This window comes from Cellulosimicrobium cellulans (assembly GCF_006539945.1).
GTDB lineage: Bacteria > Actinomycetota > Actinomycetes > Actinomycetales > Cellulomonadaceae > Cellulosimicrobium > Cellulosimicrobium cellulans.
Genome location: NZ_BJNZ01000003.1, coordinates 66,325 through 88,909 on the forward strand (window position 1 = coordinate 66,325; position 22,585 = coordinate 88,909).

Genomic DNA, 22,585 nt, shown 5'->3' on the forward strand with positions numbered 1-22,585 from the left:
AGCCGCGTCGCGGCGGGGCACGACTCCCGGACCGGGCGGGGTCGGCGCCCACGCCTCTTCCCGGCGTCCCGCCCGGATCTTGAGCAGATCCTGAGGTTTCGCTGCGCCGACTCGGCGGGTGCCTCGCGCCGGGGCGCGCAGGATCGTGCTCGTTGAACCCCACGACGAACGAGGCACTCATGACCGCCCTGCTCACCGACCGCGACCCGGTCGACGTCGACGAGCCCGCGCCCTTCGGCACGGAGCTCGACCGCTACCAGTTCACGCCCGACGAGGTCGTGGTCCAGGCCCCTGTCCGCCGCGCGACGATCGGCGCGATCATCCCCGCCTACAACGAGGGATCGACGATCAAGTCCGTGCTCAAGGGCATCCTGCGCCAGACCCGCCTGCCGGACGTCGTGCACGTCGTGGTCAACAACACGAGCGACCGCACCTTCGCCAAGGCCTCCAAGCTCGCCGGGGAGCACACGACGCGCCGCCGCGGTGTCGAGCAGACCACGCGCGTGTACGTCCACGACCTCGGCGCGCTCCCCGACAAGAAGGTCGGCGCCCTGAACTACGGCTACCGGCTCGTGCACGGCGCGGACTACCTCCTCGGCGTGGACGGCGACACCGTGCTGGCCAAGGACGCCGTCGAGCGACTCGAGGCCGAGATGTCGTCCGACCCGCGCATCGGCGGCATCTCCGCCATCTACACCGTCGACAACGTCACGCCGCGCGGTCCGCTCAGCCGGTTCCTTCTCACCGGCCAGCGCGCCCAGTTCGCCGCGTTCAACATGCAGAATCTCCTGCGCGGCCGGAACATGGCCGTCCTCGGCGGCCAGGCCTCGCTGTTCCGCATGTCGGCGCTCGAGGCGGTCATGCTCGCTCACCACCAGCGCGACCCGTGGGTCTCCGACTCGGAGGTCGAGGACTCGCTCCTCAGCCTGCAGATCAAGTCCCTGGGGTACTCGACGAAGATCTCCGCGACCGCGCGTGCCACCGTTGGCGGCATGACCACGCTCCGGGCGCTCGACGGCCAGCAGGTCAAGTGGAACTACGGTGCCATCGACCTGATGTGGCCCGGGCAGCGTGGCGACACGCGGGGCCAGCCCTTCCATCCCAACCTGCGCCTGCGGTGGATGGAGAACGTCGGCATGCTCGTCAACGCCGTCACGCGCCTCCTCTTCGGCCTGCTCGTCGCCGGAGCGCTGAGCATCCACGCCTTCGAGTTCTCGCCGGTCTGGCTCGTCCCGCCCGTCGTCGCCGTGGCCCTGAACGTACGGACCGCCCTCTCGATCAAGGACCGCACGTGGCGCGACGTGCTGTTCGCGGCCACCCTGGTGCCCGCCGAGCTCTACATGTGGATCCGGGTCGGGCACTTCGCGCGCGCGTGGGTGAAGTTCCTCGCACGGTCGCGCACGGACAACTGGGCGGCGCAGGCGAAGGCGGAGCGCGGAAGCGGCTGGGCGTTCCTGAGCCCCTTGCTCGTCGCCCTGGTCGGGCTGGCCTGCGTGCTCTGGGCCTGGACGATCCTCCCGCCGGGCGCCCGGTCCTCGGTGCTGTCCGTCGGTTGGCCGGTCCTCGGGATCGTCACCATCGCCCAGACCGTCTTCATGCTGCGCCGGCTGGTGCGGCGCCACCACGGACTCGTCGCGTGAAGGACGAGCTGCGCAGGGCCTGGACTGCGCTCGCGGACGACCTCGACGGGGACGCGCAGGCGGTCCGACGCTTCTTCGTCGCCTACCGGGATCTCCTGGTCCCGCGGATCGAGGCCGCGGCCGGCGCGCTGGCCCGCGGTGACGAGGGGGAGGCGCGCAGCACGCTCCTGACGGTGCGTTCCACGTCGCTCATGGTGGGTGCCGAGGAGGTGGGCGCGGCGGTCACGCGGGTGCTCGACCGGAGCGGTGCGCGCCGCGTCGCGGACGAGCGTCGGGCGCTCGACGAGCTGCGTGCCGCCGCCCGCACCGTGCTCGAGGAGGTGACCTGGCTGCTGAGCGACCCGCCGACGGCGCTCGGTCAGCCCATCGGGTCGAAGCGGTAGCCGACCCCTCGGACCGTGCGGATCCATCGCGGCGTCGTCGGACCGTCTCCGAGCTTGCGGCGGAGGTTGGCGACGTGGACCTCCACGCTGCGGCGGTCGGCGTCCGTGACGTAGGTGCCGGCGTCGTACTCCTCTCCCCACAGGACGCGGACGAGCTCGTTCCGGCTCACGACACGGCCCGACGCCTCGACGAGCGCGCCGAGGATGTCGTACTCGCTGCGCGTGAGGTGGACCGCCGAGCCGTCGACCGTGGCGGTCCGCCGCGGCACGTCGAGCAGGAGGCCGTCCGCGCCGACGAGATCCGGCTCGCCGGGCGGCGGGGCCGTGCGCGGCCGGTCCACGCCCTCCGCGGGCGGGCCGTGGCGTGGTCGCCGCAGGAGAGCCTCGATGCGGGCGCGCAGCTCGCGCGGCCGGAACGGCTTGGTCTGGTAGTCGTCCGCGCCGGCGTCGAGACCCAGGAGCGTGTCGATCTCGTCGGTGCGCGCGGTGAGCATGACCACGTACGTGTCCGAGACGCGGCGGATGCGACGGCAGACCTCGAACCCGTCGATGTCCGGGAGGCTGACGTCGAGGGTCGTCACCACAGGGTCGGTACGCCGGACGAGCTCGACGCCCTCGACGCCTGTCGCCGCCGCCTCGGTCGTGAATCCCGCCTGTCCGAGCACCGTCTGGAGGAGTTCACGGATCTCCGCGTCGTCCTCGACGATGACCGCGGTGCGGTTGTCGTCCGCCATCCGTCTCCCCCCGTGTGACCCCGTGTGCTGCCGACCACCGTAACCGCAGGTGGCGGAGCCCGCGCACGAACGACACCCGACAGGGCCTCGTCCGGGCGGGTGATCTCAGTGCGTGATCGCGATCCTGCGGTGCAGCCGGCGCAGCGGCCGGGGCGCCCACCAGTTGAACCGGCCGAGCAGCGTCATCGTCGCGGGGACCAGGAGCAGCCGGACGATGGTCGCGTCGATGAGCACGGCGACGGCGAGCGCGAACCCGACCTCCTTGATGACGAGGAGGTCGCCGAACACGAAGCCCGCGAAGACGACGATGATGATCGCCGCCGCAGACGTGATGATCCGGCCGGAGCGCTGGAGCCCCAGGCGCACCGCCTCGTCGTTGGGGTGCCCGGCGTCGAAGAGCTCCTTGACGCGAGCGAGCAGGAACACCTCGTAGTCCATGGCGAGGCCGAACGCGAAGGCGACGACGAGCGCGACCACGTACGTCTCGATCCCCCCGACCGAGGAGAAGTCGAGCAGGCCCTCGAGGTGCCCGTCCTGGAACACCCAGACGAGCACGCCGAGCGAGGCCGCGAGCGAGAGCGCGTTCGTGAGGAGCGCCTTGACCGGTACCACGACGGACCCCGTCATGAGGAACAGCAGCAGGAGCGTCGCGCCGACGACGACCCCGACGGCCCACCACACGCGCTCGCCGAGCGCGTCGAGGAAGTCGACCTGCCCGGCCGCCTGCCCCGTGACCCACACGTCGAACGCGCTGTCGGTCGCCCGCACCTCCCGCACGACGGACACCGCCTCCGGCCCACCGGCGTCGTCCGCGTCGACGTGCACGCCCACGACGGCGTAGTCGCCGAGCGGCGCCGCGGGGTCGACGGACGCGACGCCGTCGAGCCCGGCGACCTCGTCCGCCCACGCCTGCGCCTCCTCGACGCTCGCGTCGACCACGGCCACCACCTGGGCGCTCTCGCTCGACGGGTACCGGGCGGCGAGCTCGTCGACGAACTCGCGCTGCGGGGAGCCCTGGGGGAGCAGCTCGATGCCGGAGTTGCGCATGTGCAGCCCGAGGACGGGCAGCGCGAGGACGACGAGCACGACGACCGTCGTCAGCAGCACCCACACGGGGTGGCGCTGCACGCGCGCCGCGAGGCGGGAGAACGCGCCCTCGTCGGACTGCACGTCCGCGGTCCGGGCGAGCACGCGGCGCAGGCCGGGGACGTGGCCGAGGACGCCAGGCTTCGCGAGGCGGCGGCCCGAGAACGCGAGCAGCGCGGGGACGAGCGTGAGCGCCGTCGCGACCGCGACGAGCACCACGCCGAGGCCACCGGCGCCGACGGACCGCAGGATGTCGGGGCGGAACACCATGAGCCCGGCGATCGAGATCGCGACGGTGAGCGCGGAGAACGCGACGGTGCGGCCCGCCGTCTCCATGGTGCGCACGAGCGCCGCGTGGACGACGCCGTCCCCGCGCCGTCGCCGCAGCGCCGGGTCGTCGCCGGCCTCGATGAGGCGGTGCAGCTCCTCCCGGAACCGCGACACGACGAGCAGCCCGTAGTCGATCGAGAGCCCGAGCCCGAGCAGGGTCACGACGTTGACCACGGACGCGTCGACGTCGAGCACGTACGTGAGGCCCAGCAGCACGCCCAGCCCCGTCCCGATGGAGGCGACGGCCCCCGCCATCGGCATCGCGGCCGCGAGGAACCCGCCGAAGACCAGCACCATGATGAGCAGGGCGACCGGCAGGGCGAACTTCTCGCCGGTCGTGAGGTCCTCCTCCACCTGGCCCGTGATGGCGTCGACGATGAGCGCGTTCGAGCCCACGAGCCCCGTCGCCTCCCCGGCGGCGTCGGGCGCGGCCTCCGCGAGGACGCCGGGCACCGCCTCGAGCTGCTCGACGACGCGCTCCGCCACGGCGTCCGTGCGCTCGGCGTCGAGGTCGGTGCGCAGCGTCACCACGGTGAGGAACCCGTCCCCGTCGCTCGCGACGAGCGACTGCGCGGCCGGGTCCTCCACGCCGCCGGGGATCACGTACGGGTTGATGACCGTGTCCACGCCCTCGATCGCCACGAGGTCCGCGTTCACCTCGGTCATGGCCTCCACGACCTGCGCGTCCGCCGGGTCGACCTCGCTCACCAGCAGCGTGATCTCCGGGCCGCCCTCGTCGTTCTCGGCGAGGATCTCGGTCGCGCGCTCGCTGTCCGACCCGGGGATGGAGGGAGCCCCCGTGGTCACCCGGTCGAACACGCTCTCGCCGTGCACGCCGAACAGCGCGAGCGCGAACCCGAGCCCCGTGAGGACGACCCACACGACGACCGTGAGACGGGGATGACGGGCGACACGACGACCGAGGCTCGAGAACACGAGCGCCAGCATCCCATCCGCCCGCGCCGCGTGTCAGATCCCTCGCGACGCTGTGGACGACGTTCACCCGACCTCCCCACACCGGCGGCGACCGGGAGCGTGGGCGGCGGTGCGTAGGCTCGGGGCATGTCCACCGGTGATCTGTTCGGCGGCGACCTCTTCGGCGCCGCCACCTCCGGCGCGCAGGGCACGCCGCGACCCGGACCGGGGGCCCCGCTCGCCGTGCGCATGCGCCCCGCCGCCCTCGACGAGGTCGCGGGCCAGGCGCACCTGCTCGTCCCCGGCTCGCCCCTGCGGCGGCTCATCGAGTCGGACGCGTCCGGCGGCCGTGCCGCGCCCGGCTCCGTCATCCTCTGGGGCCCGCCCGGCACCGGCAAGACGACGCTCGCCTACCTCATCGCGACCGCGTCCGGCCGCCGCTTCGTCGAGCTCTCCGCCGTCACCGCGGGCGTGAAGGACGTGCGCACCGTCGTCGAGGACGCCCGCCGCCGCCTCGCGACCGGCGGCGACGAGACCGTCCTGTTCATCGACGAGGTGCACCGCTTCTCCAAGTCGCAGCAGGACGCGCTCCTGCCGAGCGTCGAGAATCGCTGGGTCACGCTCGTCGCGGCGACCACCGAGAACCCGAGCTTCTCCGTCAACTCGCCGCTCCTCTCCCGCTCGCTCCTGCTCACGCTCCAGCCTCTCGGGGACGACGACGTCCGCGCCCTCGTGCGCCGCGCCGTCGCCGACGACCGGGGGCTCGGCGGTCTCGTCGAGCTCACCGACGAGGCGGAGGACCACCTCGTGCGCCTCGCCGGGGGAGACGCGCGCAAGGCGCTCACCGTGCTCGAGGCGGCAGCCGGCGCCGCGCTCTCGGACGCCCCGGTCCCGGTCCCTGCGGGGGCCTCGGAGGACGCGGGCGTCGACGGCGACGGCGAGCCCGGGCCGGACCACGCGTCGTCCGGCCCCGTGAGCGTGGACCTCGACGCCGTCGAGCGCGCCGTCGACGTCGCCGCCGTGCGCTACGACCGCGACGGCGACCAGCACTACGACGTCGTGTCCGCGTTCATCAAGTCGATGCGCGGCTCCGACGTCGACGCCTCCCTGCACTACCTCGCACGCATGATCGCGGCGGGGGAGGACCCGCGCTTCATCGCCCGGCGCATCGTCATCGCGGCCGCGGAGGACGTCGGCATGGCCGACCCGTCCGCGCTGCAGACCGCCGTCGCCGCCGCCCAGGCCGTCCAGCTCATCGGCATGCCCGAGGGGCGGATCGTCCTCGCGGAGGCCGTCGTGCACCTCGCGACCGCGCCCAAGTCCAACGCCGCCTACCTCGGGATCGACGCGGCGCTCGCGGACGTGCGGGCCGGGAAGGCCGGGTCCGTCCCGACGCACCTGCGCGACGCGCACTACCCGGGCGCGAAGCAGCTGGGGCACGGCACGGGGTACCGGTACGCGCACGACGCGCCCCACGGCGTCGCGGCGCAGCAGTACCTGCCCGACTCGCTCGTCGGGTCGCGGTACTACACGCCGACCGACCGCGGGTACGAGCGCCAGGTCACCGACCGCCTCGGCCGGATCCGGGACATCCTCGCGCAGGACGAGCCGGCGCGCTGACCTGCCGGGGATCCGCGCCCCGGGGGTGCGGTAGACTGCTCAGGTCGCCTTCACGGCGACCACCTGGGACCTCGGCCCCGACCCGCCGTCTCTCCCCCGGAGAGGCGCGTGGTCCATCGGCTGGTCCCGCACCCGGACCCGACCTCTCGGGACCAGGTGTGACGTCAGTACACACACGACAGGAATGAGATACCGCTGTGACGTCTGTCAAGCGCTCGCGCCGCCAGGTCCGCCTGAGCCGCGCCCTGGGCATCGCCCTCACCCCGAAGGCCGTCAAGCACTTCGAGAAGCGCCCCTACCCCCCGGGTGAGCACGGTCGCGCCCGCCGCCGCACCGAGTCGGACTACGCGGTCCGTCTCCGCGAGAAGCAGCGTCTGCGCGCCCAGTACATGCTCCGCGAGAAGCAGCTCGCGCGTGCGTACGAGGAGGCCCGCAAGGACAAGGGTCTGACCGGTGAGGCGCTCGTCGAGAACCTCGAGACCCGCCTCGACGCGCTCGTGCTGCGCGCCGGCTTCGCCCGCACCATCCTCCAGGCGCGCCAGGCGGTCACGCACCGCCACATCCTCGTCGACGGCAAGATCGTGGACCGCCCGTCGTTCCGCGTGAAGCCCGGCCAGACCCTCCAGGTCAAGCCGAAGAGCCAGGCGACGACGCCGTTCCAGGTCGCGGCCGCGGGCGCGCACCGCGACGTCCTCCCGGCCGTCCCGGGCTACCTGGACGTCCAGCTCGAGAAGCTGAGCGCGATCCTCACGCGTCGCCCGAAGCGCGCCGAGGTCCCCGTGCAGTGCGAGGTCCAGCTCGTCGTCGAGTACTACGCTCGCTGACCCTCGCTCCGGACGCCTCGCTCACCGCTTCGTCGGCGAGCGAGGCGTTCGTGCGTCCGGACCGGTGCGCCCGCCGCACCGCGGCGGCGCCGTCGTCGTGTCGTGCCCGACGGCGGTCCCCGCCCTGGTGCGGGTAGTGTTTCGCGGAGTCGTGGGCACGTCCGCCAGGACCCCGCGACGAGGTGGACCGCCCCGCGCACGACGCGCGACGTCCGCGCACAAGGCACCGTGACTGGCACTGGAGGAAGAATGTCCCTGGGAGACGTGGCCGGCCTCATCGCAGCCATCGCGTTCGTGCTGCTCGTCGGCCTGCTCGCGGTGCCGCTCCTCAAGCTCGGCCGCGTGCTCGACGAGGCGCGCGCGAGCATCAAGGAGGTCACGGACCACTCGGTCCCGATCCTCGACGAGGCCGCGACGACCGTCGCCACGACCAACAGCCAGCTCGTCAAGGTCGACACGATCACGACGTCGGCGGCCCAGGTGAGCGAGAACGTCTCGGCGCTCACGGGGCTGTACGCCGCGACGTTCGGCGCCCCGCTGGTCAAGGTCGCCGCGTTCACCTACGGCGTGCGCCAGGCCGCCGCCCGCTCGTTCGGACGACGCCGTTCGTCGGACGGCGCCGGCCGTGCCGAGGGGTCGCGCTGATGCGCCGGGTCTTCTGGATCGGCGTCGGGGTGGCGATCACGGTCGTGGTCGTCGTCCGCGGCAAGAAGATCCTCGCGCGGTACGCGCCCGCGTCGCTCGTGGACCAGGCGACGGAGCAGGTGAACGGCCTGGGCGAGAAGGTCGTGGAGATCGCCCGCGACTTCCGCACCGAGTTCACGCTCGCGCGCGACGCGCGCGAGCAGGAGCTCATGGCAGCGCTCCTCGCCGAGGGGCAGGAGGACCCGGACGTCGTCCGAGCGCGCCGCGCGGCCGGCCGCCACGCGCGCCCGGCCGCGGGAGACCCCAGCCCGTTCGACGACACGGACGACGTCGAGGACCTCCTCGGTTACTCCTTCTAGGACGCGCGGCCCCGGCCGCCGCGACCCACAGCAAGCACCCCGCACGACCCACCGACTGCCCGAAGGACATCATGCGCACCGCCGAGATCCGCAAGCGCTGGCTCGACTACTTCGCCGACCGCGACCACACCGTCGTGCCCTCGGCGTCGCTCGTCTCCCCGGACCCGTCCACGCTGTTCACGATCGCGGGCATGGTCCCGTTCATCCCGTACATGACGGGCGAGCAGACCCCGCCGTGGGACCGCGCGACGAGCGTCCAGAAGTGTGTGCGCACGCTCGACATCGACGAGGTCGGCAAGACGACGCGCCACGGCACGTTCTTCCAGATGAACGGCAACTTCTCCTTCGGTGACTACTTCAAGGAAGGCGCGATCACCTACGCGTGGGACCTCGTCACGGGCTCGCGCGAGGAGGGCAAGTACGGGTTCGACCCGGAGACCGTCTGGGTGACCGTCTACCACGACGACGACGAGGCGCGGCAGCTCTGGAAGCGCATCGCCGGCCTGCCGGACGAGCGCATCCAGGCGCGCGGCAAGAAGGACAACTACTGGTCCACGGGCCAGCCCGGTCCCGCCGGCCCGTGCTCGGAGATCTACATCGACCGCGGCCCGGAGTTCGGCCAGGAGGGTGGCCCCGTCGTCGACGAGGACCGCTACCTCGAGATCTGGAACCTCGTGTTCATGCAGTACGCGATCGACGACGTGAGGTCGAAGGAGGAGTTCCGGATCGTCTCGGAGCTCGCGCGCAAGAACATCGACACGGGCATGGGCCTGGAGCGCGTCGCCTACCTGCTCCAGGGCAAGGACAACCTCTACGAGATCGACGAGGTGTTCCCCGTCATCGCGGCCGCCGAGGCGCTCTCGGGCAGGCGCTACGGCGCGAACCGGGAGGACGACGTGCGCATGCGCGTCGTGGCCGACCACGTGCGCTCGGCGCTCATGATCATGAGCGACGGCGTGCGTCCCTCCAACGAGGGCCGCGGCTACGTGCTGCGGCGCCTGCTGCGCCGCTCCGTGCGCGCGATGCGCCTGCTGGGCGTGGAGGACCGCGCGATGCCGGCGCTGCTCCCGGTGAGCCGTGACGCGATGGCGCCGTCGTACCCGGAGGTCGCGACCGACTTCGAGCGCATCTCGAACGTCGCCTACACGGAGGAGGACGCGTTCCGGCGCACCCTCACCTCGGGGACGACGATCCTCGACACGGCCGTCACCCGGGCCAAGGCCGCCGCGGGGACGGGCGGGGTGCCGCTGCTCGGCGGCGACCAGGCGTTCGCGCTGCACGACACGTACGGCTTCCCGATCGACCTCACGCTCGAGATGGCCGCCGAGCAGGGTGTCCAGGTCGACGAGAAGGCGTTCCGCGCGCTCATGACCGAGCAGCGCCAGCGGGCCCGCGCCGACGCGCTCGCCAAGCGCTCGGGCGGGGTCGACACGGCCGCCTACGAGTCGCTCGCGGGCGAGCTCTCCGCGCCGGTGGAGTTCCTCGGCTACACCGAGTCCTCGGCCGCCGTGCGCGTGGCCGGGCTGCTCGTCGACGGCGTGCCCGCGCCCGCCGCGACCGCGCCCGCCGACGTCGAGGTCGTGCTCGACCGCACGCCCTTCTACGCGGAGGCCGGCGGCCAGCTCGCCGACCACGGCACGATCGTGCTCGACGGCGGCGCGACCATCGAGGTCGACGACGTCCAGCGCCCGATCAAGGGCCTGTCGGTGCACCGTGGTCGCCTCGTCGAGGGGACCGCGGCGCTCGGCGACCCCGGCACCGCGACGATCGACCGCGACCGCCGCAAGGCGATCAGCCGCGCCCACTCGGCGACGCACATGATCCACAAGGCTCTTCAGGAGTCGCTCGGCAAGGACGCGACCCAGGCAGGTTCGGAGAACGCGCCGAGCCGCATCCGGTTCGACTTCCGTCGCTCGTCGGCCGTGCCCGCGGGCGCGCTGTCGGAGATCGAGGAGCGGGTCAACACCCAGCTCCAGGAGAACCTCGAGGTCACGGACCAGCTCATGCCGATCACCGAGGCGCGGGCGCTCGGCGCCATGGCGCTGTTCGGCGAGAAGTACGGCGACGTCGTGCGCGTGGTGTCGATCGGCGGCGACTGGTCGCGCGAGCTGTGCGCCGGGACGCACGTGCAGCAGACGGGCCAGCTCGGCCTCGTGACGCTGCTCGGCGAGTCGTCGATCGGCTCGGGCGTGCGCCGCGTCGACGCGCTCGTCGGCGACGGCGCGTACGGGTTCCAGGCCAAGGAGCACGCGCTCGTGGGCCAGCTCACCGGCCTGCTCAACGTGCGGACCGAGGAGCTGCCCGACCGCGTGGGTGCGCTCGTGTCGCGCCTGCGCGACGCCGAGAAGGAGCTCGCCCAGCTCCGGCAGTCGCAGCTCCTCGCGGTCGCCGGCACGCTCGCCGCGGGCGCGGAGCTCGCGGGCGGTACGCGCGTCGTCGTGCACGACGCCGGCGAGGTCGCCTCTGCCGACGACCTCCGCGCGCTCGCGCTCGACGTGCGCGGCCGCCTCGGCGAGGCCGGGCCGGCCGTCGTGGCGGTCGGGGGCGTCGCGAAGGGCCGACCGCAGGTGGTCGTCGTGACCAACGCGTCGGCCCGTGCCGCGGGCCTTCGCGCCGGCGTGCTCGCCAAGGCTGCTGCCCAGACGCTGGGCGGCGGCGGCGGTGGCAAGGACGACATGGCCCAGGGCGGCGGCACGGACGTGTCCGCGCTGCCGGCCGCCCTCCAGGGCGTGCGCGACGGCGCCGCGGCGGCCGCGTGACGCCCGTCCCCTCGCTGCCCGGTGACGACGGGCGCGCCCCCCTCCCGCGCGGGGCGCGCCTCGGCGTCGACGTGGGCAGCGTGCGCGTCGGCCTCGCGGCGAGCGACCCCGACGGGCTCGTGGCGACCCCGGTCGAGACGCTCGCGCGCGACACGCGGTCCGGGGGCGCGGTCCCGGCGGACGTCGCGCGGATCGCCGCCGAGGCCGACGAGCGCGGCGCCCAGGTGGTCTACATCGGTCTCCCGCGCCACCTCGCCGGTGGGGAGGGCGCCGCTGCCCAGGGCGCCCGGGCGTACGCTGGGCTGGTGGCACGCGTCGTCGCACCGGTGCCGGTGCACCTCGTCGACGAGCGGATGTCGACCGTGAGCGCGCACCAGGCGCTCCACGCGTCGGGACGCGCCGGTCGCAAGCACCGTAGCGTCGTCGACCAGGCCGCCGCCGTTATCATTCTGCAATCCGCTCTCGACGCCGAGCGGGGCGCGGGAGCGCGCGCCGGAGAACCTGTAGACCCGACAGGAGACCACCGACCGTGACCGACCTGTTCGAACGGCCCGCCGTCCAGGGCGAGCAGCAGCCCGCGCGCTCGTCGCGCTCGGAGCAGCGCGCCCGCCGGGCGGCGAAGAAGCGACGCCAGCGCCGGCGCCGCCGCGCCCTCGTGGTGCTGCTCGTCTCCCTCCTCGTGGTGGGCGGTGCGGGGTACCTGCTGCTCAACAACGCCTCCGACCTCTTCGGGTTCGACAACCCGCTCGAGGCCAAGGACTTCGAGGGCCCGGGTACCGATCCGGTCGACGTCGTCATCGAGCCCGGCTCCACCGGCCGTGACATGGGCGCTGTGCTCACCGAGGCCGGCGTCGTCGCTAGCTCGGCGGCCTTCGCGAAGGCGTTCGACGAGAACCCGAACGCGGGGAAGATCCAGCCGGGCACCCACACCCTGCTCCTCGGCATGCCCGCGAAGGATGCCGTCGCGCGCCTCGTCGCGAACGACTCGCGCGTCGAGACAAAGATCACCATTCCCGAGGGCTATACGGTCAAGCAGATCCTCGAGAAGGCGTCCTCCGTGACGGACATCCCGGTCGCCGACTTCGAGGCCGCCATGGCCGATACCGCCGCGACGGGCCTGCCGGCCGAGGCGAACGGCAACTACGAGGGCTGGCTCTACCCGACGACGTACGTCCTCGAGCCCGGCGACGTGAGCCCTCAGGGGGTCATCCAGGGGATGGTCTCGCAGACGGTCATGAAGCTCGACGAGCTCGGGGTGGCCCCGGAAGACCGCGAGACCGTGCTCAACAAGGCCTCGCTCATCGAGCGAGAGGCGAAGTACGCGCCGGACCGTCCCAAGATGGCGCGCGCGATCGAGAACCGCCTGGAGATCAACATGGCGCTCCAGATCGATGCGGCGGTCGCCTACGGTTTGAACAAGCCGGGGACCGAGCTGACGCGTGACGACACGCAGAACCCCGACAACCCCTACAACACCTACGTGCACAAGGGGCTGCCGCCGACCCCGATCGCGAGCCCGGGCGCCGAGTCGTTGGCCGCGGTCGTGAACCCTGAGTCGGGGGACTGGATCTTCTGGACTGCCGTGAACCTCGAGACCGGGGAGACGAAGTTCGCCGTGACGTGGGACGAGCACGAGGCGAACGTCGCCGAGCTTCGTCGGTGGCAGGCGGAGAACGGCGGGTGAGCGCGAGACGCGCGCCGCGGCGGGCGGCCGTCCTCGGCCACCCCGTCGCCCACTCGCTGTCCCCGGTGCTCCACCGCGCCGCGTACGCGGAGCTCGGGCTTGAAGGCTGGACGTACGAGGCGATCGACACGACCGAGGAGCAGCTCCCGGCGCTGGTCAACGGGCTCGACGCGTCGTGGGCGGGCCTGAGCCTGACCATGCCGCTCAAGCACGCGGTGATCCCGCTGCTCGACCACGTCGACCCGCTCGCGAACGTCGTCGGCGCGGTGAACACGCTCGTCGTGCAGCCCACGGGTGGCCGACGCCCGACGTTCGTCGGGACGAACACCGACGTGCACGGTCTCGTCGCCGCGCTCCGGGAGGGGCTGGGGGAGCGGGACGCGCGGAGGGCCGTCGTGCTCGGCGCGGGAGCGACCGCCGCGTCCACGCTGGCCGCTGTCGCCGAGCTCGGCTGCACGGCGCCGACGGTCCTGGTGCGCTCGCTCGGGCGCACCGGCACGCTCCAGCGTGCGGCGCACCGCATGGGCGTCGAGCCGCGCTTCGAGATCCTCGATCCATCGTCCCCCGCGCTCCTCGCCCGCCTTGGGCAGGCCGACGTCGTCGTCGCGACCCTTCCGTCGCGCGCGGCCGACCCGGTGGCCGAGGCGCTGGTACAGGCGGCCGTTCGCGTGACGGGCGTGCTGCTCGACGTTGTCTACGACCCCCGTCCCACGGCGCTCTCTGCGGTGTGGGCCACCGCGGGCGGCACGGTCGTCGGCGGCGAGCGCATGCTCCTGCATCAGGCGGCCGAGCAGGTGCGCCTCATGACGGGCAAGGTGGCCCCGCTCGGCGCGATGGATCGGGCGCTGGCGTCCGCGCTGGGGGTCCCCGCGTAAGCGCCCTGGGTGTCCCGTAGTTGCGCGGCGATCAGCCACGGTCTACGTTTGCCCGCGACACTGATGTCTCTTTTAGGGGGATTTATGGGAATCGTACGACGGCTGCTCGCTGTCACGATCACTGCCGGACTGCTCGTGAGCGGGGGTGTTCTCACCGCCGCGTCTGCCTCTGCTGCGTACCCGACATGCAACACGATCGGCATTCGCAACGGCATCGCAACTCCCTACGCCTCAGCCGCGGGGACCTATACGTGCAACCTGCGGTATGGAAACACTGGCGCAGGGGTGCGTGCGCTTCAGGACTCGCTCAACGAGTGCCACGGTTTCAATCTTGCCCTCGATGGCTCGTTCGGTCCGGCTACGCGAGCCGCGGTCCTGAAGTTCCAGCAAGACCGCGGTTTGATCGCCGATGCCGTCTACGGTCCTCAGACGCGCAACGCGATCAAGTGGGTGCTCTGGAGCAACGGGACGCCTCGACCGTCCTGCCACTCGTACTGACGAGTAGTTCCGACGCGGCGTGGCCCGAGCACGCTCGAGTCACGCCGCGTCGATCCGTGGTGTCAAGGGAGACTTGCTGATCTTGCGGCAACGGTGCCGACACGGTTCCCGACGGTAAGGTCTCGCTACTCGTTAGCACTGATCGTTCACCAGACTTTGTTGTGCTCGATCGCGACGGTACCTGAACGCGGCGATCGGAGTCGTGACCACCGCTCGCGGCGAACTATGGCCCTTCGTCGGCTTGGACGGCACGCTCGCGCGGATCGCACCACTTCATGGACCGCGCAGTTCGACCGGTGCCGAGCCTTAGACGTTCTGGTAGGCAGCGCCACGGCGTTGGCATTCAGGTCCCGTGCGACCCGACCATCTACCACGCGATCTGCGTCACATCGATGCACGCCAACACTGCTCCGAGCACCATGAACGGCCCGAAGGGCACGGCAGTGTCCCGCCGGGCGCGACCCATGAGCAGAAGGCCCACCGCCCACGCACCTCCGAGGACGAACGGCAGCATGAGCCCGAGCCCGAGTTCCGCCCAGCCGAGCCACGCGAGCGGTGCTCCGAGCAGTCCGGCAAGCTTCACGTCGCCGAACCCCAGCCCTGGAGGGTAGGCGAGCCTCAAGGTGGCGTAGGCGCCGAACGCGAGGGCGCTGCCGGTCAGGGTCAGCGCGAGTTGCTTCAGGTCGCCCGTCGCGAGAGCCACAGTCCCGAGCAGAGTGACCGTGGCTGCCCACGTGGGCAGGACCACCGCGTCGGGCAGGCGGTGCGTGCGCACGTCGACCACTGCGACCAGGGTTCCGGCCGCGGCGACGAGCACGAACGCCGGGGTTGCCCACGACCTCCCGCCCCACCAGGCGGCACCCGCTGCGGCGATCGCGGCGAGCGTAAACCCCGTCCGTCCGGCGGTGTCCTGCACGGCCCGCACCCGCTCCGGCCATCGGAGGGGTGCCCGAACGGCGGCCGTCGGGCATACGGGAACTGCCGTCTCGTCCCCCTGCTCCATCACGCGCAGCACCGTAGCGCGCCGACGGTGCCGGGTGCTGTCGTCGTCCACAGGATCTGCGCTCGACTCGGCAGGTGCCTGGTCCGCACTGCGGGCGCCCGCCGGGACGTGCGTGCCGACGTGGGAGGATGGCGATCATGCTGCGTTGGTTGACATCGGGTGAGTCGCACGGTGAGGCGCTGGTTGGGATCCTCGACGGGCTGCCCGCGGGCGTCGAGCTCACGACGGACGACGTGAAGGCCGCGCTCGCGCGCCGTCGCCTCGGGTACGGGCGCGGCTCGCGCCAGAAGTTCGAGCAGGACGTGCTGCGCGTCCTGGGTGGACTGCGCCACGGCGTGACCCAGGGCGGCCCGCTCGCGCTGGAGATCGCGAACTCCGAGTGGCCCAAGTGGGTCGACGTCATGTCCGCCGACCCGGTGCCGCCCGAGGCGCTGCTGGTGGACGCCGGCACGGGCGACGTGCGCGAGATCGCGCGCAACCGTCCCCTCACGCGCCCGCGCCCCGGCCACGCCGACCTCGTGGGCATGCGCAAGTACGGCTTCGACGACGCCCGGCCCGTGCTGGAGCGTGCGTCCGCGCGCGAGACGGCGACGCGCGTCGCCCTCGGCGCCGCGGCCGCGAAGTTCCTCGAGCAGGCGCTGGGCGTCCGGCTCGTGTCCCACGTCGTGGGCATCGGCCCTGTCGAGGTCCCCGAGGACGCCGCGGTGCCGGGGCCGGACGACGTCGCCGCGCTCGACGCCGACCCGGTGCGCTGCTTCGACGCCGCGACGTCCGCCGCGATGGTCGCCGAGATCGACGAGTGCCAGAAGGCGGGCGACACGCTCGGCGGCGTCGTCGAGGTGCTCGCCTACGGCGTGCCGTCGGGCCTCGGGACGTACGCGCAGAGCGACCGGCGCCTCGACGCCCGGCTCGCCGCCGTGCTCATGGGCATCCAGGCGATCAAGGGCGTCGAGGTCGGCGACGGGTTCCGCACCGCGCGCCGCCGCGGGTCCGCCGCGCACGACGAGATCGAGCGTGGCACCGACGGCCGCATCCACCGCCTGAGCAACCGCGCGGGCGGCGTCGAGGGCGGGATGTCGAACGGCGAGGTCGTGCGCGTGCGCGCCGCGATGAAGCCGATCTCGACGGTGCCGCGCGCGCTCGCGACGGTCGACGTCGTGACGGGCGAGGTCGCCAAGGCCCAGCACCAGCGCTCCGACGTGTGCGCCGTCCCGCCGGCGGCGGTCGTCGCCGAGGCGATGGTCGCGCTCGTGCTCGCGGAGCAGGCGCTCGAGAAGTTCGGCGGCGACTCCGTCGCGGAGGTCCGCCGCAACGCCGAGGCCTACCTCGCCGCGATCCCGGAGCTGCAGCGCTGATGACGCCCGTCCCCCCGGGCACGCGCCCGGTCGTCGTCCTCGTCGGCCCGCCCGGCAGCGGCAAGTCGACGGTCTCGCGGCATCTCGCGGACCTGCTGGGCCTCGCGCAGCGCGACACGGACACCGACGTCGAGACCGCGGCGGGCAAGCCCGTCGCCGACATCTTCGTCGACCACGGCGAGCCGCACTTCCGCGAGCTCGAGCGCGAGGCGGTGACGACGGCGCTCGCCACGCACGACGGCGTGCTCGCCCTGGGTGGCGGCGCCGTCCTCGACGAGCACACCCAGACCGCCCTCGCGGCCTACGTCGCGGCGGGCGGCACCGTCGTGTTCCTCGACGTGAGCCTCGCGCACGCCGCGCCGCGGGTCGGGCTCAACCAGTCGCGCCCGCTGCTCCTGGGCAATCCCCGAGCGCGGTGGGCCGCGCTCATGGAGGCGCGCCGCCCCGTCTACGAGCGGGTCGCGACGCTGCACGTGGTCACCGACGCGCGCACGCCCGCCCAGGTCGCCCAGGAGATCCGGGCGCACCTCGCGGGCGGTGGCGCGACGAACCGTGCCGCGGCGCCCGCCCCCGCCGACACCCCGGCCGAACAGGAGAACGCGTGAGCGACACGACCCCCGCCCCGGACACCGAGCTCGTCGCCGGGCCGACCGACGAGCGCCCCGCGCCGACGCGCGTGCGGGTCGCCGGGGACCAGCCGTACGAGGTCGTCGTGGGCCGGCACCTGCTCGGCGAGCTCCCCACCATGCTCGGCGACCGGGTGCGCCGCGTGCTCGTGGTGCACCCCGCGGCCCTCGCCGCGACGGCCGAGGTCGTCCACGAGGACCTCAAGGCGTCGGGCTACGAGGCGTACGTCGCCGAGGTCCCGGACGCGGAGGAGGCCAAGACCGCGCAGGTCGCGGCGTTCCTGTGGGGCGTGCTCGGCCAGCTGGACTTCACCCGCACGGACGCGGTCGTCACGGTGGGCGGCGGCGCGACGACGGACCTCGGCGGGTTCGTCGCGGCCACCTGGCTGCGTGGCATCCGCGTGGTCCACGTGCCGACGACGCTGCTCGCGATGGTCGACGCGGCCGTCGGCGGCAAGACCGGCATCAACACCGCCGAGGGCAAGAACCTCGTCGGGTCGTTCCACCCGCCCGCGGGCGTGCTGTGCGACCTCGCGGCGCTCGAGTCCCTCGGGCGCTGGGACTTCGTCGCCGGCATGGCGGAGGTCGTCAAGACGGGCTTCATCGCCGACGAGCGCATCCTCGAGCTCGTCGAGGAGCACGCCGACGCGCTCGCCGCCTGGGGCACCCGGCCGACGACGGACGAGACCTGGGCCGTCGTCGCCGAGCTCGTCGAGCGCTCGATCGCGGTCAAGGCACGTGTCGTGGGGGAGGACCTCAAGGAGGCCGGCCTGCGCGAGATCCTCAACTACGGGCACACGCTGGGCCACGCGGTCGAGCTCACGGAGCGCTACCAGTGGCGCCACGGCGCCGCGGTGTCCGTCGGCATGGTGTTCGCGGCCGAGCTGTCGCGCCTCGCCGGGAAGCTCGACGACGCCGTCGTCGAGAGGCACCGCGCGATCCTCGGCTCGCTCGGCCTGCCGCTCACGTACCGCGGCGACCGCTGGGAGCAGCTCCTGTCCGCGATGCGGCGCGACAAGAAGTCGCGCGGCGACCTCCTGCGGTTCGTCGTGCTCGACGACGTCGCGCGGCCCACCCGGCTCGAGGGCCCGGACCCGACGCTCCTCGCCGCGGCCTACGCCGAGATCGCGGCCGACGCGCCGGTGGGACGCGGCCCCGTCGCGCTCTGACGGGCCGCGACCCCGCCCCGCTCGGTGCGGGCCGGTCCGGTCACGCCCACAGCCCCCGCGCACGAAGCACGTCGCGCAGGAGGTCGGCGCGGTCGGTGACGATCCCGTCGACCCCGAGGTCGAGCAGCCGGTGCATCGTCGCGCGGTCGTTCACCGTCCACGCGTGCACCGCCACGCCCGCCCGGTGCGCGGCCCGGACGAACCCCGAGTCGACGACGCGCACCCAGCCCCCGCGCACGGGGACCTGGAGGCAGTCGACCGAGCGTGCCGCGAGGCGGGCCAGCGCGTCGGTGCGCGCCCGCCCGGCGAGGAACATGCCCAGGACCGCGCCCCGTGCACCCGAGACGGTGACCGGGCGCGACAGCCGTGCCACCGTCGCCTCGCGGCGCGACGCCGCGAACGACGCGACGCACACGCGGTCGTGCGCGCGCGTGCGTTCGATCGCCCGGGCCACCGGCTCGGCGGCCGCCGCCGACTTCACGTCGACGTTCACCCGCAGGTCCGGCCAGGTGCCCAGCACGTCCTCGAGCGACGGCACCGGCTCCGTCCCGCCGATCCGGGCTTCGCGCACGGTGCGCCACGGGAGGTCGGCGACGAGCCCGCGCGCGTCCGTCGTGCGGTCCAGCGACGCGTCGTGGAGCGCGACGGCCACGCCGTCCGACGTCGCGTGGGCGTCCGTCTCCACGTACCGCAGCCCGAGGTCGCGGGCGGCGGCGAAGGCCGTCATGGAGTTCTCCAGGCCCGCGCGCGAGAACCCGCGGTGCGCGAGCGCGACGAACGGCGCCTCCAGGTAGCCGCCGACACGGCCCGTCGTGGCACTCACGCCGGCCCCCGGACGGCGCGGCAGTCGGGCCTGGTGACGGTGGTGATGCCGCACGGGCGTCGCGCCGGAAGGCCGACGGGCCGGCGCCCCTCGGCGGGCACGTCGCCGACCCGGCAGGGGCGGGGGACGGCGGAGAGGCTCACTTCGCCAGCGTGCACGACAGCGCCGCCCGACGCTCGTCGAGGCGCGTCCCCACGCCGTGGTGGGTCCCGGGGCGAACCCGCGCCGCACGCGCGGAGGCGACGCCGCTAGGCTCGGGCGCCATGGAACGCGTGCTGGTCCTCAACGGACCCAACCTCGGCCGGCTCGGTGTGCGCGAGCCGGAGATCTACGGCTCGGCGTCGATGGCCGACCTCCAGGAGTCCGCCCTCGCGTGGGGGAGCGCGCTCGACCTCACGGTCGACGTGCGGCAGACCGACGACGAGTCCGAGCTCGTGGGCTGGCTCCACGAGGCCGTCGACGCGCGCGCCCACGTGGTGCTCAACCCGGCCGCGTTCACGCACTACTCCTACGCCGTGCGCGACGCCGCGGCGCAGGTCACGACCTCCGGCCTCCTGCTCGTCGAGGTGCACCTGAGCAACCCCGCGGCGCGCGAGGCGTTCCGCAGCCACTCCGTCGTCGGGGCGGTCGCGACCGGCACCATCGCGGGGTTCGGGTTCGACTCCTACCGGCTCGCGCTCGAGGCGCTCGCGGCTCGCCTGCGTGGCTGACCGATCGTCCTCCTGCACTCCGCTGCCTTGATCGCGACCTATCAAGTCCTCATGCTTGATACATCCATATCAAGGGTATAGCCTGGATCACATGTTCGTCCTCACCGTGGACCAGCGGGGGAGCACCGGTCACCGCGACCGGGTGCCCGAGGTGCTCGCGCGCCTCGAGGTGCTCCTGGCCGGTCGTCCCGGGCTCGTGGTCCCGTTCGACCGTACGGTGGGCGACGAGGTGCAGGGCGTGCTCGACGACCCGGCGACGGTGGTCGACGCGGTGCTCGACCTGCTGCGCGACGGCGGCTGGAGCGTCGGCGTCGGGGCGGGGGCCGTCGACCGTCCGCTGCCCGCGGTCTCGCGCGAGGCGTCGGGGGAGGCGTTCGTGCGGGCGCGCGAGGCGGTCGAGCAGGCCAAGTCGCGCGCGGCCACGGCGCCCGTCGCCGTCCGCGGCGAGCCGCAGGCGCGCGCCGCCGAGGTCGAGGCGCTCCTGCGCCTCCTCGCTGCGGTCGTGGACCGACGGACCGCGCCGGGGTGGGAGGCGGTCGACACGCTCGCGCGTGTGGGCGGCACCCAGAAGGATGTGGCTCGCGCGCTCGGGGTGTCCGAGCAGGCGGTCAGCCAGCGGCTGCGCACGGCGCTGTGGCCGGAGGAGGCGGCGGTGCGGCCCGTGGTCGCAAGGCTGCTCGGCGAGCTCTGCGCGAGCCGTCGGGGCGGGCCGCCGGAGGAACAGCAGGAGGGCGAGGAATGACGGACCCGGTGTCGGTCGTGCTGGTGGTGGTGGTGTGGGTCGTCGCGCTCGCCGCGAGCGTGCTCGGGGGAGGACCGGTGACGCAGTGGGTGCTGCGCGCCGCGGCGCGGGCGGGCGACCCGGGACGGCAGCGACCCGGCCGTGCCGCGCGGACGCGCACCGCTGCGGGCGGCGCTGACCCGGCGGCCGTCCCGGTGCCCCCGCCCCCGCCGCCGGCGACGGGGCCCATCGGCACGGAGGCCGTCAAGGCGCTGCGGGGCGGCACGTGGATCGGGATCCTCGAGAGGTTCGCGATCACCGGCTGCCTGCTCGCGGGCGAGCCCGGCGGGATCGCCTTCGTCGTCGCGATCAAGGGCCTGGGTCGCTACCCGGAGCTGCGCGAGCACCCCGTCGCGTCCGAGCGCTTCGTCATCGGGACCCTTGCCTCGATGTGCTGGGCGGCGACGGTGGGTGTCGCGGCGAACGCGGTCCTCGTCGCGCTGGGGTAGGACGCTCCGGTAAGATCGTCAAGGCCCATTTCGCGCTCCGCCCTCGTGCGCCCGGTCGACTCGCGTCGTCCGGTGCCGCGGAGCCCGAAGACCCTCCGACAGGAAGACGAACGTGGCGACCACCAACGACATCAAGAACGGCACCGTGCTGCGACTCGACGGCCAGCTGTGGACCGTGATCGAGTTCCAGCACGTCAAGCCCGGCAAGGGTGGCGCGTTCGTCCGCACCAAGATCAAGAACGTCATGACGGGCAAGACGATCGACAAGACGTTCAACGCCGGCCTGAAGATCGAGACGGCCAACGTCGACCGCCGCGACTTCCAGTACCTGTACCAGGACGGCGCGGACTACGTGTTCATGGACACCTCGACGTACGACCAGATCACGGTCTCGCCCGAGATCGTGGGCGACGCCAAGGACTACATGCTCGAGAACCAGAACGTGCTCATCGCGTCGAACGACGGCCAGCCGCTCTACATCGAGCTCCCGGCCTCGGTCGTCCTCGAGATCACGTACACCGAGCCGGGCCTGCAGGGCGACCGCTCGACGGGCGGCACCAAGCCGGCGACGCTCGAGACGGGCGCGCAGATCCAGGTCCCGCTCTTCCTCGAGCAGGGCACCAAGGTCAAGGTCGACACGCGCGACGGCTCGTACCTCGGCCGCGTGAACGACTGACCGCCGGCACCGACGGACAGACGACGGGCTGACGACACACATGGCCGCACGCACCAAGGCGCGCAAGCGCGCGCTCGACGTCCTCTTCGAGGCGGAGCAGCGTCAGGTGGACCCGACGACCCTCCTCGCGGAGCGCGTCGCCGACCCCGGCACCGCGCAGACCGCCCTGCCGCAGTACGCGGTCGACATCGTCGAGGGCGTGCTCGCGCACCGCGACCGCATCGACGAGCTGATCGAGACGTACTCCCACGGGTGGACGCTCGAGCGGATGCCGGCGGTCGACCGGGCCCTGCTGCGCATCGGCGGCTGGGAGATCCTCTTCAACGACGACGTCCCGGACGTCGTCGCGATCGACGAGGCCGTCGACCTCGCGCGCTCCCTGTCGACCGACGACTCGCCGTCGTTCGTCAACGGGCTGCTCGCACGCATCGTCGAGATGAAGCCGACGATCACGGCCTGAGCGCTCCACGGCCCCGCTGCGGGGCCGGTACGACCCCTCGTCGCGGCGTCGGTCACGGGTGTGACCGACGCCGCGTCTTACCCGGCGGGACGCGTACCCGCCGCCGCGGTGCGCGGCGGTAGGGTGGGTGACCGTCAGACATCCTTTAAGGCCCGTCCCGTGAGGCGGGGAAGGAGGTCGC

23 protein-coding genes are annotated in these 22,585 nt (G+C 73.2%); 19 read left to right on the forward strand and 4 right to left on the reverse strand.

Going from position 1 to position 22,585, the window contains the following annotated elements:
• The first annotated feature begins 179 nt into the window (after positions 1 to 179).
• A complete protein-coding gene (locus CCE02nite_RS03155; RefSeq protein ID WP_141388125.1) occupies positions 180 to 1,640 on the forward strand; it encodes a glycosyltransferase family 2 protein in 1,461 nt (486 codons plus the stop codon).
• Entirely contained in the window at positions 1,637 to 2,023 is a 387-nt protein-coding gene (locus CCE02nite_RS03160) for a hypothetical protein (RefSeq protein WP_141388127.1), read from the forward strand. The genes CCE02nite_RS03155 and CCE02nite_RS03160 overlap by 4 nt, the downstream gene beginning before the upstream one ends.
• On the opposite strand, the gene CCE02nite_RS03165 is transcribed toward CCE02nite_RS03160, so the two are convergent.
• Together CCE02nite_RS03165 and CCE02nite_RS03170 are read right to left on the reverse strand one after the other, a co-directional pair.
• Positions 1,999 to 2,757 carry a response regulator transcription factor gene (locus CCE02nite_RS03165; protein ID WP_064316078.1) on the reverse strand — a complete coding sequence of 253 codons (759 nt, stop codon included), beginning with the start codon at positions 2,755 to 2,757 and terminating at the stop codon, positions 1,999 to 2,001. The two genes, CCE02nite_RS03160 and CCE02nite_RS03165, sit on opposite strands and share 25 nt — an antisense overlap.
• 105 nt (positions 2,758 to 2,862) lie before the next feature.
• A complete protein-coding gene (locus CCE02nite_RS03170; RefSeq protein WP_308463677.1) occupies positions 2,863 to 5,109 on the reverse strand; it encodes an MMPL family transporter in 2,247 nt (748 codons plus the stop codon).
• A 126-nt stretch (positions 5,110 to 5,235) separates the two neighbouring features.
• On the opposite strand from CCE02nite_RS03170, the gene CCE02nite_RS03175 reads away from it, so the two are divergent.
• The 9 genes from CCE02nite_RS03175 to CCE02nite_RS21270 all read left to right on the forward strand — a co-directional run bounded on the left by CCE02nite_RS03175 (position 5,236) and on the right by CCE02nite_RS21270 (position 14,352).
• Positions 5,236 to 6,708 (forward strand): replication-associated recombination protein A, encoded by a 1,473-nt coding sequence (locus tag CCE02nite_RS03175; RefSeq protein WP_141388130.1) that lies wholly within the window; start codon positions 5,236 to 5,238, stop codon positions 6,706 to 6,708.
• Positions 6,709 to 6,905: 197 nt separating this feature from the next.
• On the forward strand, positions 6,906 to 7,532 hold the full coding sequence (rpsD, locus tag CCE02nite_RS03180) for a 30S ribosomal protein S4 (RefSeq protein WP_047234514.1): 627 nt from the start codon (positions 6,906 to 6,908) through the stop codon (positions 7,530 to 7,532).
• 249 nt (positions 7,533 to 7,781) lie between these two features.
• A complete protein-coding gene (locus CCE02nite_RS03185; protein WP_087472004.1) occupies positions 7,782 to 8,177 on the forward strand; it encodes a DUF948 domain-containing protein in 396 nt (131 codons plus the stop codon).
• Positions 8,177 to 8,536 (forward strand): hypothetical protein, encoded by a 360-nt coding sequence (locus tag CCE02nite_RS03190; RefSeq protein ID WP_141388133.1) that lies wholly within the window; start codon positions 8,177 to 8,179, stop codon positions 8,534 to 8,536. Before CCE02nite_RS03185 ends, CCE02nite_RS03190 begins: the two co-directional genes overlap by 1 nt.
• A gap of 71 nt (positions 8,537 to 8,607) precedes the next feature.
• The gene (gene alaS, locus CCE02nite_RS03195; RefSeq protein ID WP_141388135.1) at positions 8,608 to 11,295 is read left to right on the forward strand and encodes an alanine--tRNA ligase; all 2,688 of its coding nucleotides are present in this window, start codon (positions 8,608 to 8,610) and stop codon (positions 11,293 to 11,295) included.
• Positions 11,292 to 11,828 carry a Holliday junction resolvase RuvX gene (gene ruvX / locus CCE02nite_RS03200; protein ID WP_255318604.1) on the forward strand — a complete coding sequence of 179 codons (537 nt, stop codon included), beginning with the start codon at positions 11,292 to 11,294 and terminating at the stop codon, positions 11,826 to 11,828. The genes alaS and ruvX overlap by 4 nt, the downstream gene beginning before the upstream one ends.
• Complete coding sequence (gene mltG, locus CCE02nite_RS03205) at positions 11,825 to 12,979, forward strand: endolytic transglycosylase MltG (protein WP_141388137.1); 1,155 nt, start codon at positions 11,825 to 11,827, stop codon at positions 12,977 to 12,979. The genes ruvX and mltG overlap by 4 nt, the downstream gene beginning before the upstream one ends.
• Entirely contained in the window at positions 12,976 to 13,854 is an 879-nt protein-coding gene (locus CCE02nite_RS03210; RefSeq protein ID WP_141388139.1) for a shikimate dehydrogenase, read from the forward strand. The genes mltG and CCE02nite_RS03210 overlap by 4 nt, the downstream gene beginning before the upstream one ends.
• A gap of 84 nt (positions 13,855 to 13,938) precedes the next feature.
• Positions 13,939 to 14,352 carry a peptidoglycan-binding domain-containing protein gene (locus tag CCE02nite_RS21270; protein WP_371861895.1) on the forward strand — a complete coding sequence of 138 codons (414 nt, stop codon included), beginning with the start codon at positions 13,939 to 13,941 and terminating at the stop codon, positions 14,350 to 14,352.
• Between the two features lie 367 nt (positions 14,353 to 14,719).
• On the opposite strand, the gene CCE02nite_RS03220 is transcribed toward CCE02nite_RS21270, so the two are convergent.
• Positions 14,720 to 15,268, reverse strand: coding sequence for a prepilin peptidase (locus CCE02nite_RS03220; protein ID WP_170227201.1), 549 nt, complete (start codon positions 15,266 to 15,268; stop codon positions 14,720 to 14,722).
• A gap of 224 nt (positions 15,269 to 15,492) precedes the next feature.
• On the opposite strand from CCE02nite_RS03220, the gene aroC reads away from it, so the two are divergent.
• The 3 genes from aroC to aroB all read left to right on the forward strand — a co-directional run bounded on the left by aroC (position 15,493) and on the right by aroB (position 18,505).
• The gene (aroC, locus tag CCE02nite_RS03225) at positions 15,493 to 16,710 is read left to right on the forward strand and encodes a chorismate synthase (protein WP_141388145.1); all 1,218 of its coding nucleotides are present in this window, start codon (positions 15,493 to 15,495) and stop codon (positions 16,708 to 16,710) included.
• Positions 16,710 to 17,315, forward strand: a complete 606-nt coding sequence (locus tag CCE02nite_RS03230; protein WP_141388147.1) for a shikimate kinase — start codon at positions 16,710 to 16,712, stop codon at positions 17,313 to 17,315. The genes aroC and CCE02nite_RS03230 overlap by 1 nt, the downstream gene beginning before the upstream one ends.
• 71 nt (positions 17,316 to 17,386) lie before the next feature.
• Positions 17,387 to 18,505: a 3-dehydroquinate synthase gene (gene aroB / locus CCE02nite_RS03235; protein WP_141388397.1), complete on the forward strand. Its 1,119-nt coding sequence runs from the start codon at positions 17,387 to 17,389 to the stop codon at positions 18,503 to 18,505.
• A gap of 40 nt (positions 18,506 to 18,545) precedes the next feature.
• On the opposite strand, the gene CCE02nite_RS03240 is transcribed toward aroB, so the two are convergent.
• Positions 18,546 to 19,328 carry a glycerophosphodiester phosphodiesterase family protein gene (locus CCE02nite_RS03240; RefSeq protein WP_255318605.1) on the reverse strand — a complete coding sequence of 261 codons (783 nt, stop codon included), beginning with the start codon at positions 19,326 to 19,328 and terminating at the stop codon, positions 18,546 to 18,548.
• 263 nt (positions 19,329 to 19,591) lie between these two features.
• Between CCE02nite_RS03240 and CCE02nite_RS03245 the strand changes: the two genes are divergently transcribed.
• From CCE02nite_RS03245 to nusB, 5 genes are all read left to right on the forward strand, one after another.
• Positions 19,592 to 20,038 carry a type II 3-dehydroquinate dehydratase gene (locus CCE02nite_RS03245; RefSeq protein ID WP_141388149.1) on the forward strand — a complete coding sequence of 149 codons (447 nt, stop codon included), beginning with the start codon at positions 19,592 to 19,594 and terminating at the stop codon, positions 20,036 to 20,038.
• A 91-nt stretch (positions 20,039 to 20,129) separates the two neighbouring features.
• Positions 20,130 to 20,780, forward strand: a complete 651-nt coding sequence (locus CCE02nite_RS03250; RefSeq protein WP_141388150.1) for a hypothetical protein — start codon at positions 20,130 to 20,132, stop codon at positions 20,778 to 20,780.
• Positions 20,777 to 21,268: a hypothetical protein gene (locus tag CCE02nite_RS03255; RefSeq protein ID WP_255318606.1), complete on the forward strand. Its 492-nt coding sequence runs from the start codon at positions 20,777 to 20,779 to the stop codon at positions 21,266 to 21,268. The genes CCE02nite_RS03250 and CCE02nite_RS03255 overlap by 4 nt, the downstream gene beginning before the upstream one ends.
• Positions 21,269 to 21,380: 112 nt before the next feature.
• Entirely contained in the window at positions 21,381 to 21,944 is a 564-nt protein-coding gene (gene efp / locus CCE02nite_RS03260; RefSeq protein ID WP_047234234.1) for an elongation factor P, read from the forward strand.
• A gap of 40 nt (positions 21,945 to 21,984) precedes the next feature.
• The gene (nusB, locus tag CCE02nite_RS03265; protein WP_087472016.1) at positions 21,985 to 22,404 is read left to right on the forward strand and encodes a transcription antitermination factor NusB; all 420 of its coding nucleotides are present in this window, start codon (positions 21,985 to 21,987) and stop codon (positions 22,402 to 22,404) included.
• The last annotated feature ends 181 nt before the right edge of the window (positions 22,405 to 22,585 follow it).

What these genes read in the sequence shown, in the direction of transcription:
- CCE02nite_RS03155 (WP_141388125.1), top strand. Translation starts at nt 180, where the DNA reads ATGACCGCCCTGCTCACCGACCGCGACCCGGTCGACGTCGACGAGCCC.
- CCE02nite_RS03165 (WP_064316078.1), bottom strand. Translation starts at nt 2,757, where the DNA reads ATGGCGGACGACAACCGCACCGCGGTCATCGTCGAGGACGACGCGGAG.
- CCE02nite_RS03175 (WP_141388130.1), top strand. Translation starts at nt 5,236, where the DNA reads ATGTCCACCGGTGATCTGTTCGGCGGCGACCTCTTCGGCGCCGCCACC.
- CCE02nite_RS03185 (WP_087472004.1), top strand. Translation starts at nt 7,782, where the DNA reads ATGTCCCTGGGAGACGTGGCCGGCCTCATCGCAGCCATCGCGTTCGTG.
- CCE02nite_RS03190 (WP_141388133.1), top strand. Translation starts at nt 8,177, where the DNA reads ATGCGCCGGGTCTTCTGGATCGGCGTCGGGGTGGCGATCACGGTCGTG.
- alaS (WP_141388135.1), top strand. Translation starts at nt 8,608, where the DNA reads ATGCGCACCGCCGAGATCCGCAAGCGCTGGCTCGACTACTTCGCCGAC.
- CCE02nite_RS21270 (WP_371861895.1), top strand. Translation starts at nt 13,939, where the DNA reads ATGGGAATCGTACGACGGCTGCTCGCTGTCACGATCACTGCCGGACTG.
- aroC (WP_141388145.1), top strand. Translation starts at nt 15,493, where the DNA reads ATGCTGCGTTGGTTGACATCGGGTGAGTCGCACGGTGAGGCGCTGGTT.
- CCE02nite_RS03230 (WP_141388147.1), top strand. Translation starts at nt 16,710, where the DNA reads ATGACGCCCGTCCCCCCGGGCACGCGCCCGGTCGTCGTCCTCGTCGGC.
- CCE02nite_RS03245 (WP_141388149.1), top strand. Translation starts at nt 19,592, where the DNA reads ATGGAACGCGTGCTGGTCCTCAACGGACCCAACCTCGGCCGGCTCGGT.
- CCE02nite_RS03250 (WP_141388150.1), top strand. Translation starts at nt 20,130, where the DNA reads ATGTTCGTCCTCACCGTGGACCAGCGGGGGAGCACCGGTCACCGCGAC.
- CCE02nite_RS03255 (WP_255318606.1), top strand. Translation starts at nt 20,777, where the DNA reads ATGACGGACCCGGTGTCGGTCGTGCTGGTGGTGGTGGTGTGGGTCGTC.
- nusB (WP_087472016.1), top strand. Translation starts at nt 21,985, where the DNA reads ATGGCCGCACGCACCAAGGCGCGCAAGCGCGCGCTCGACGTCCTCTTC.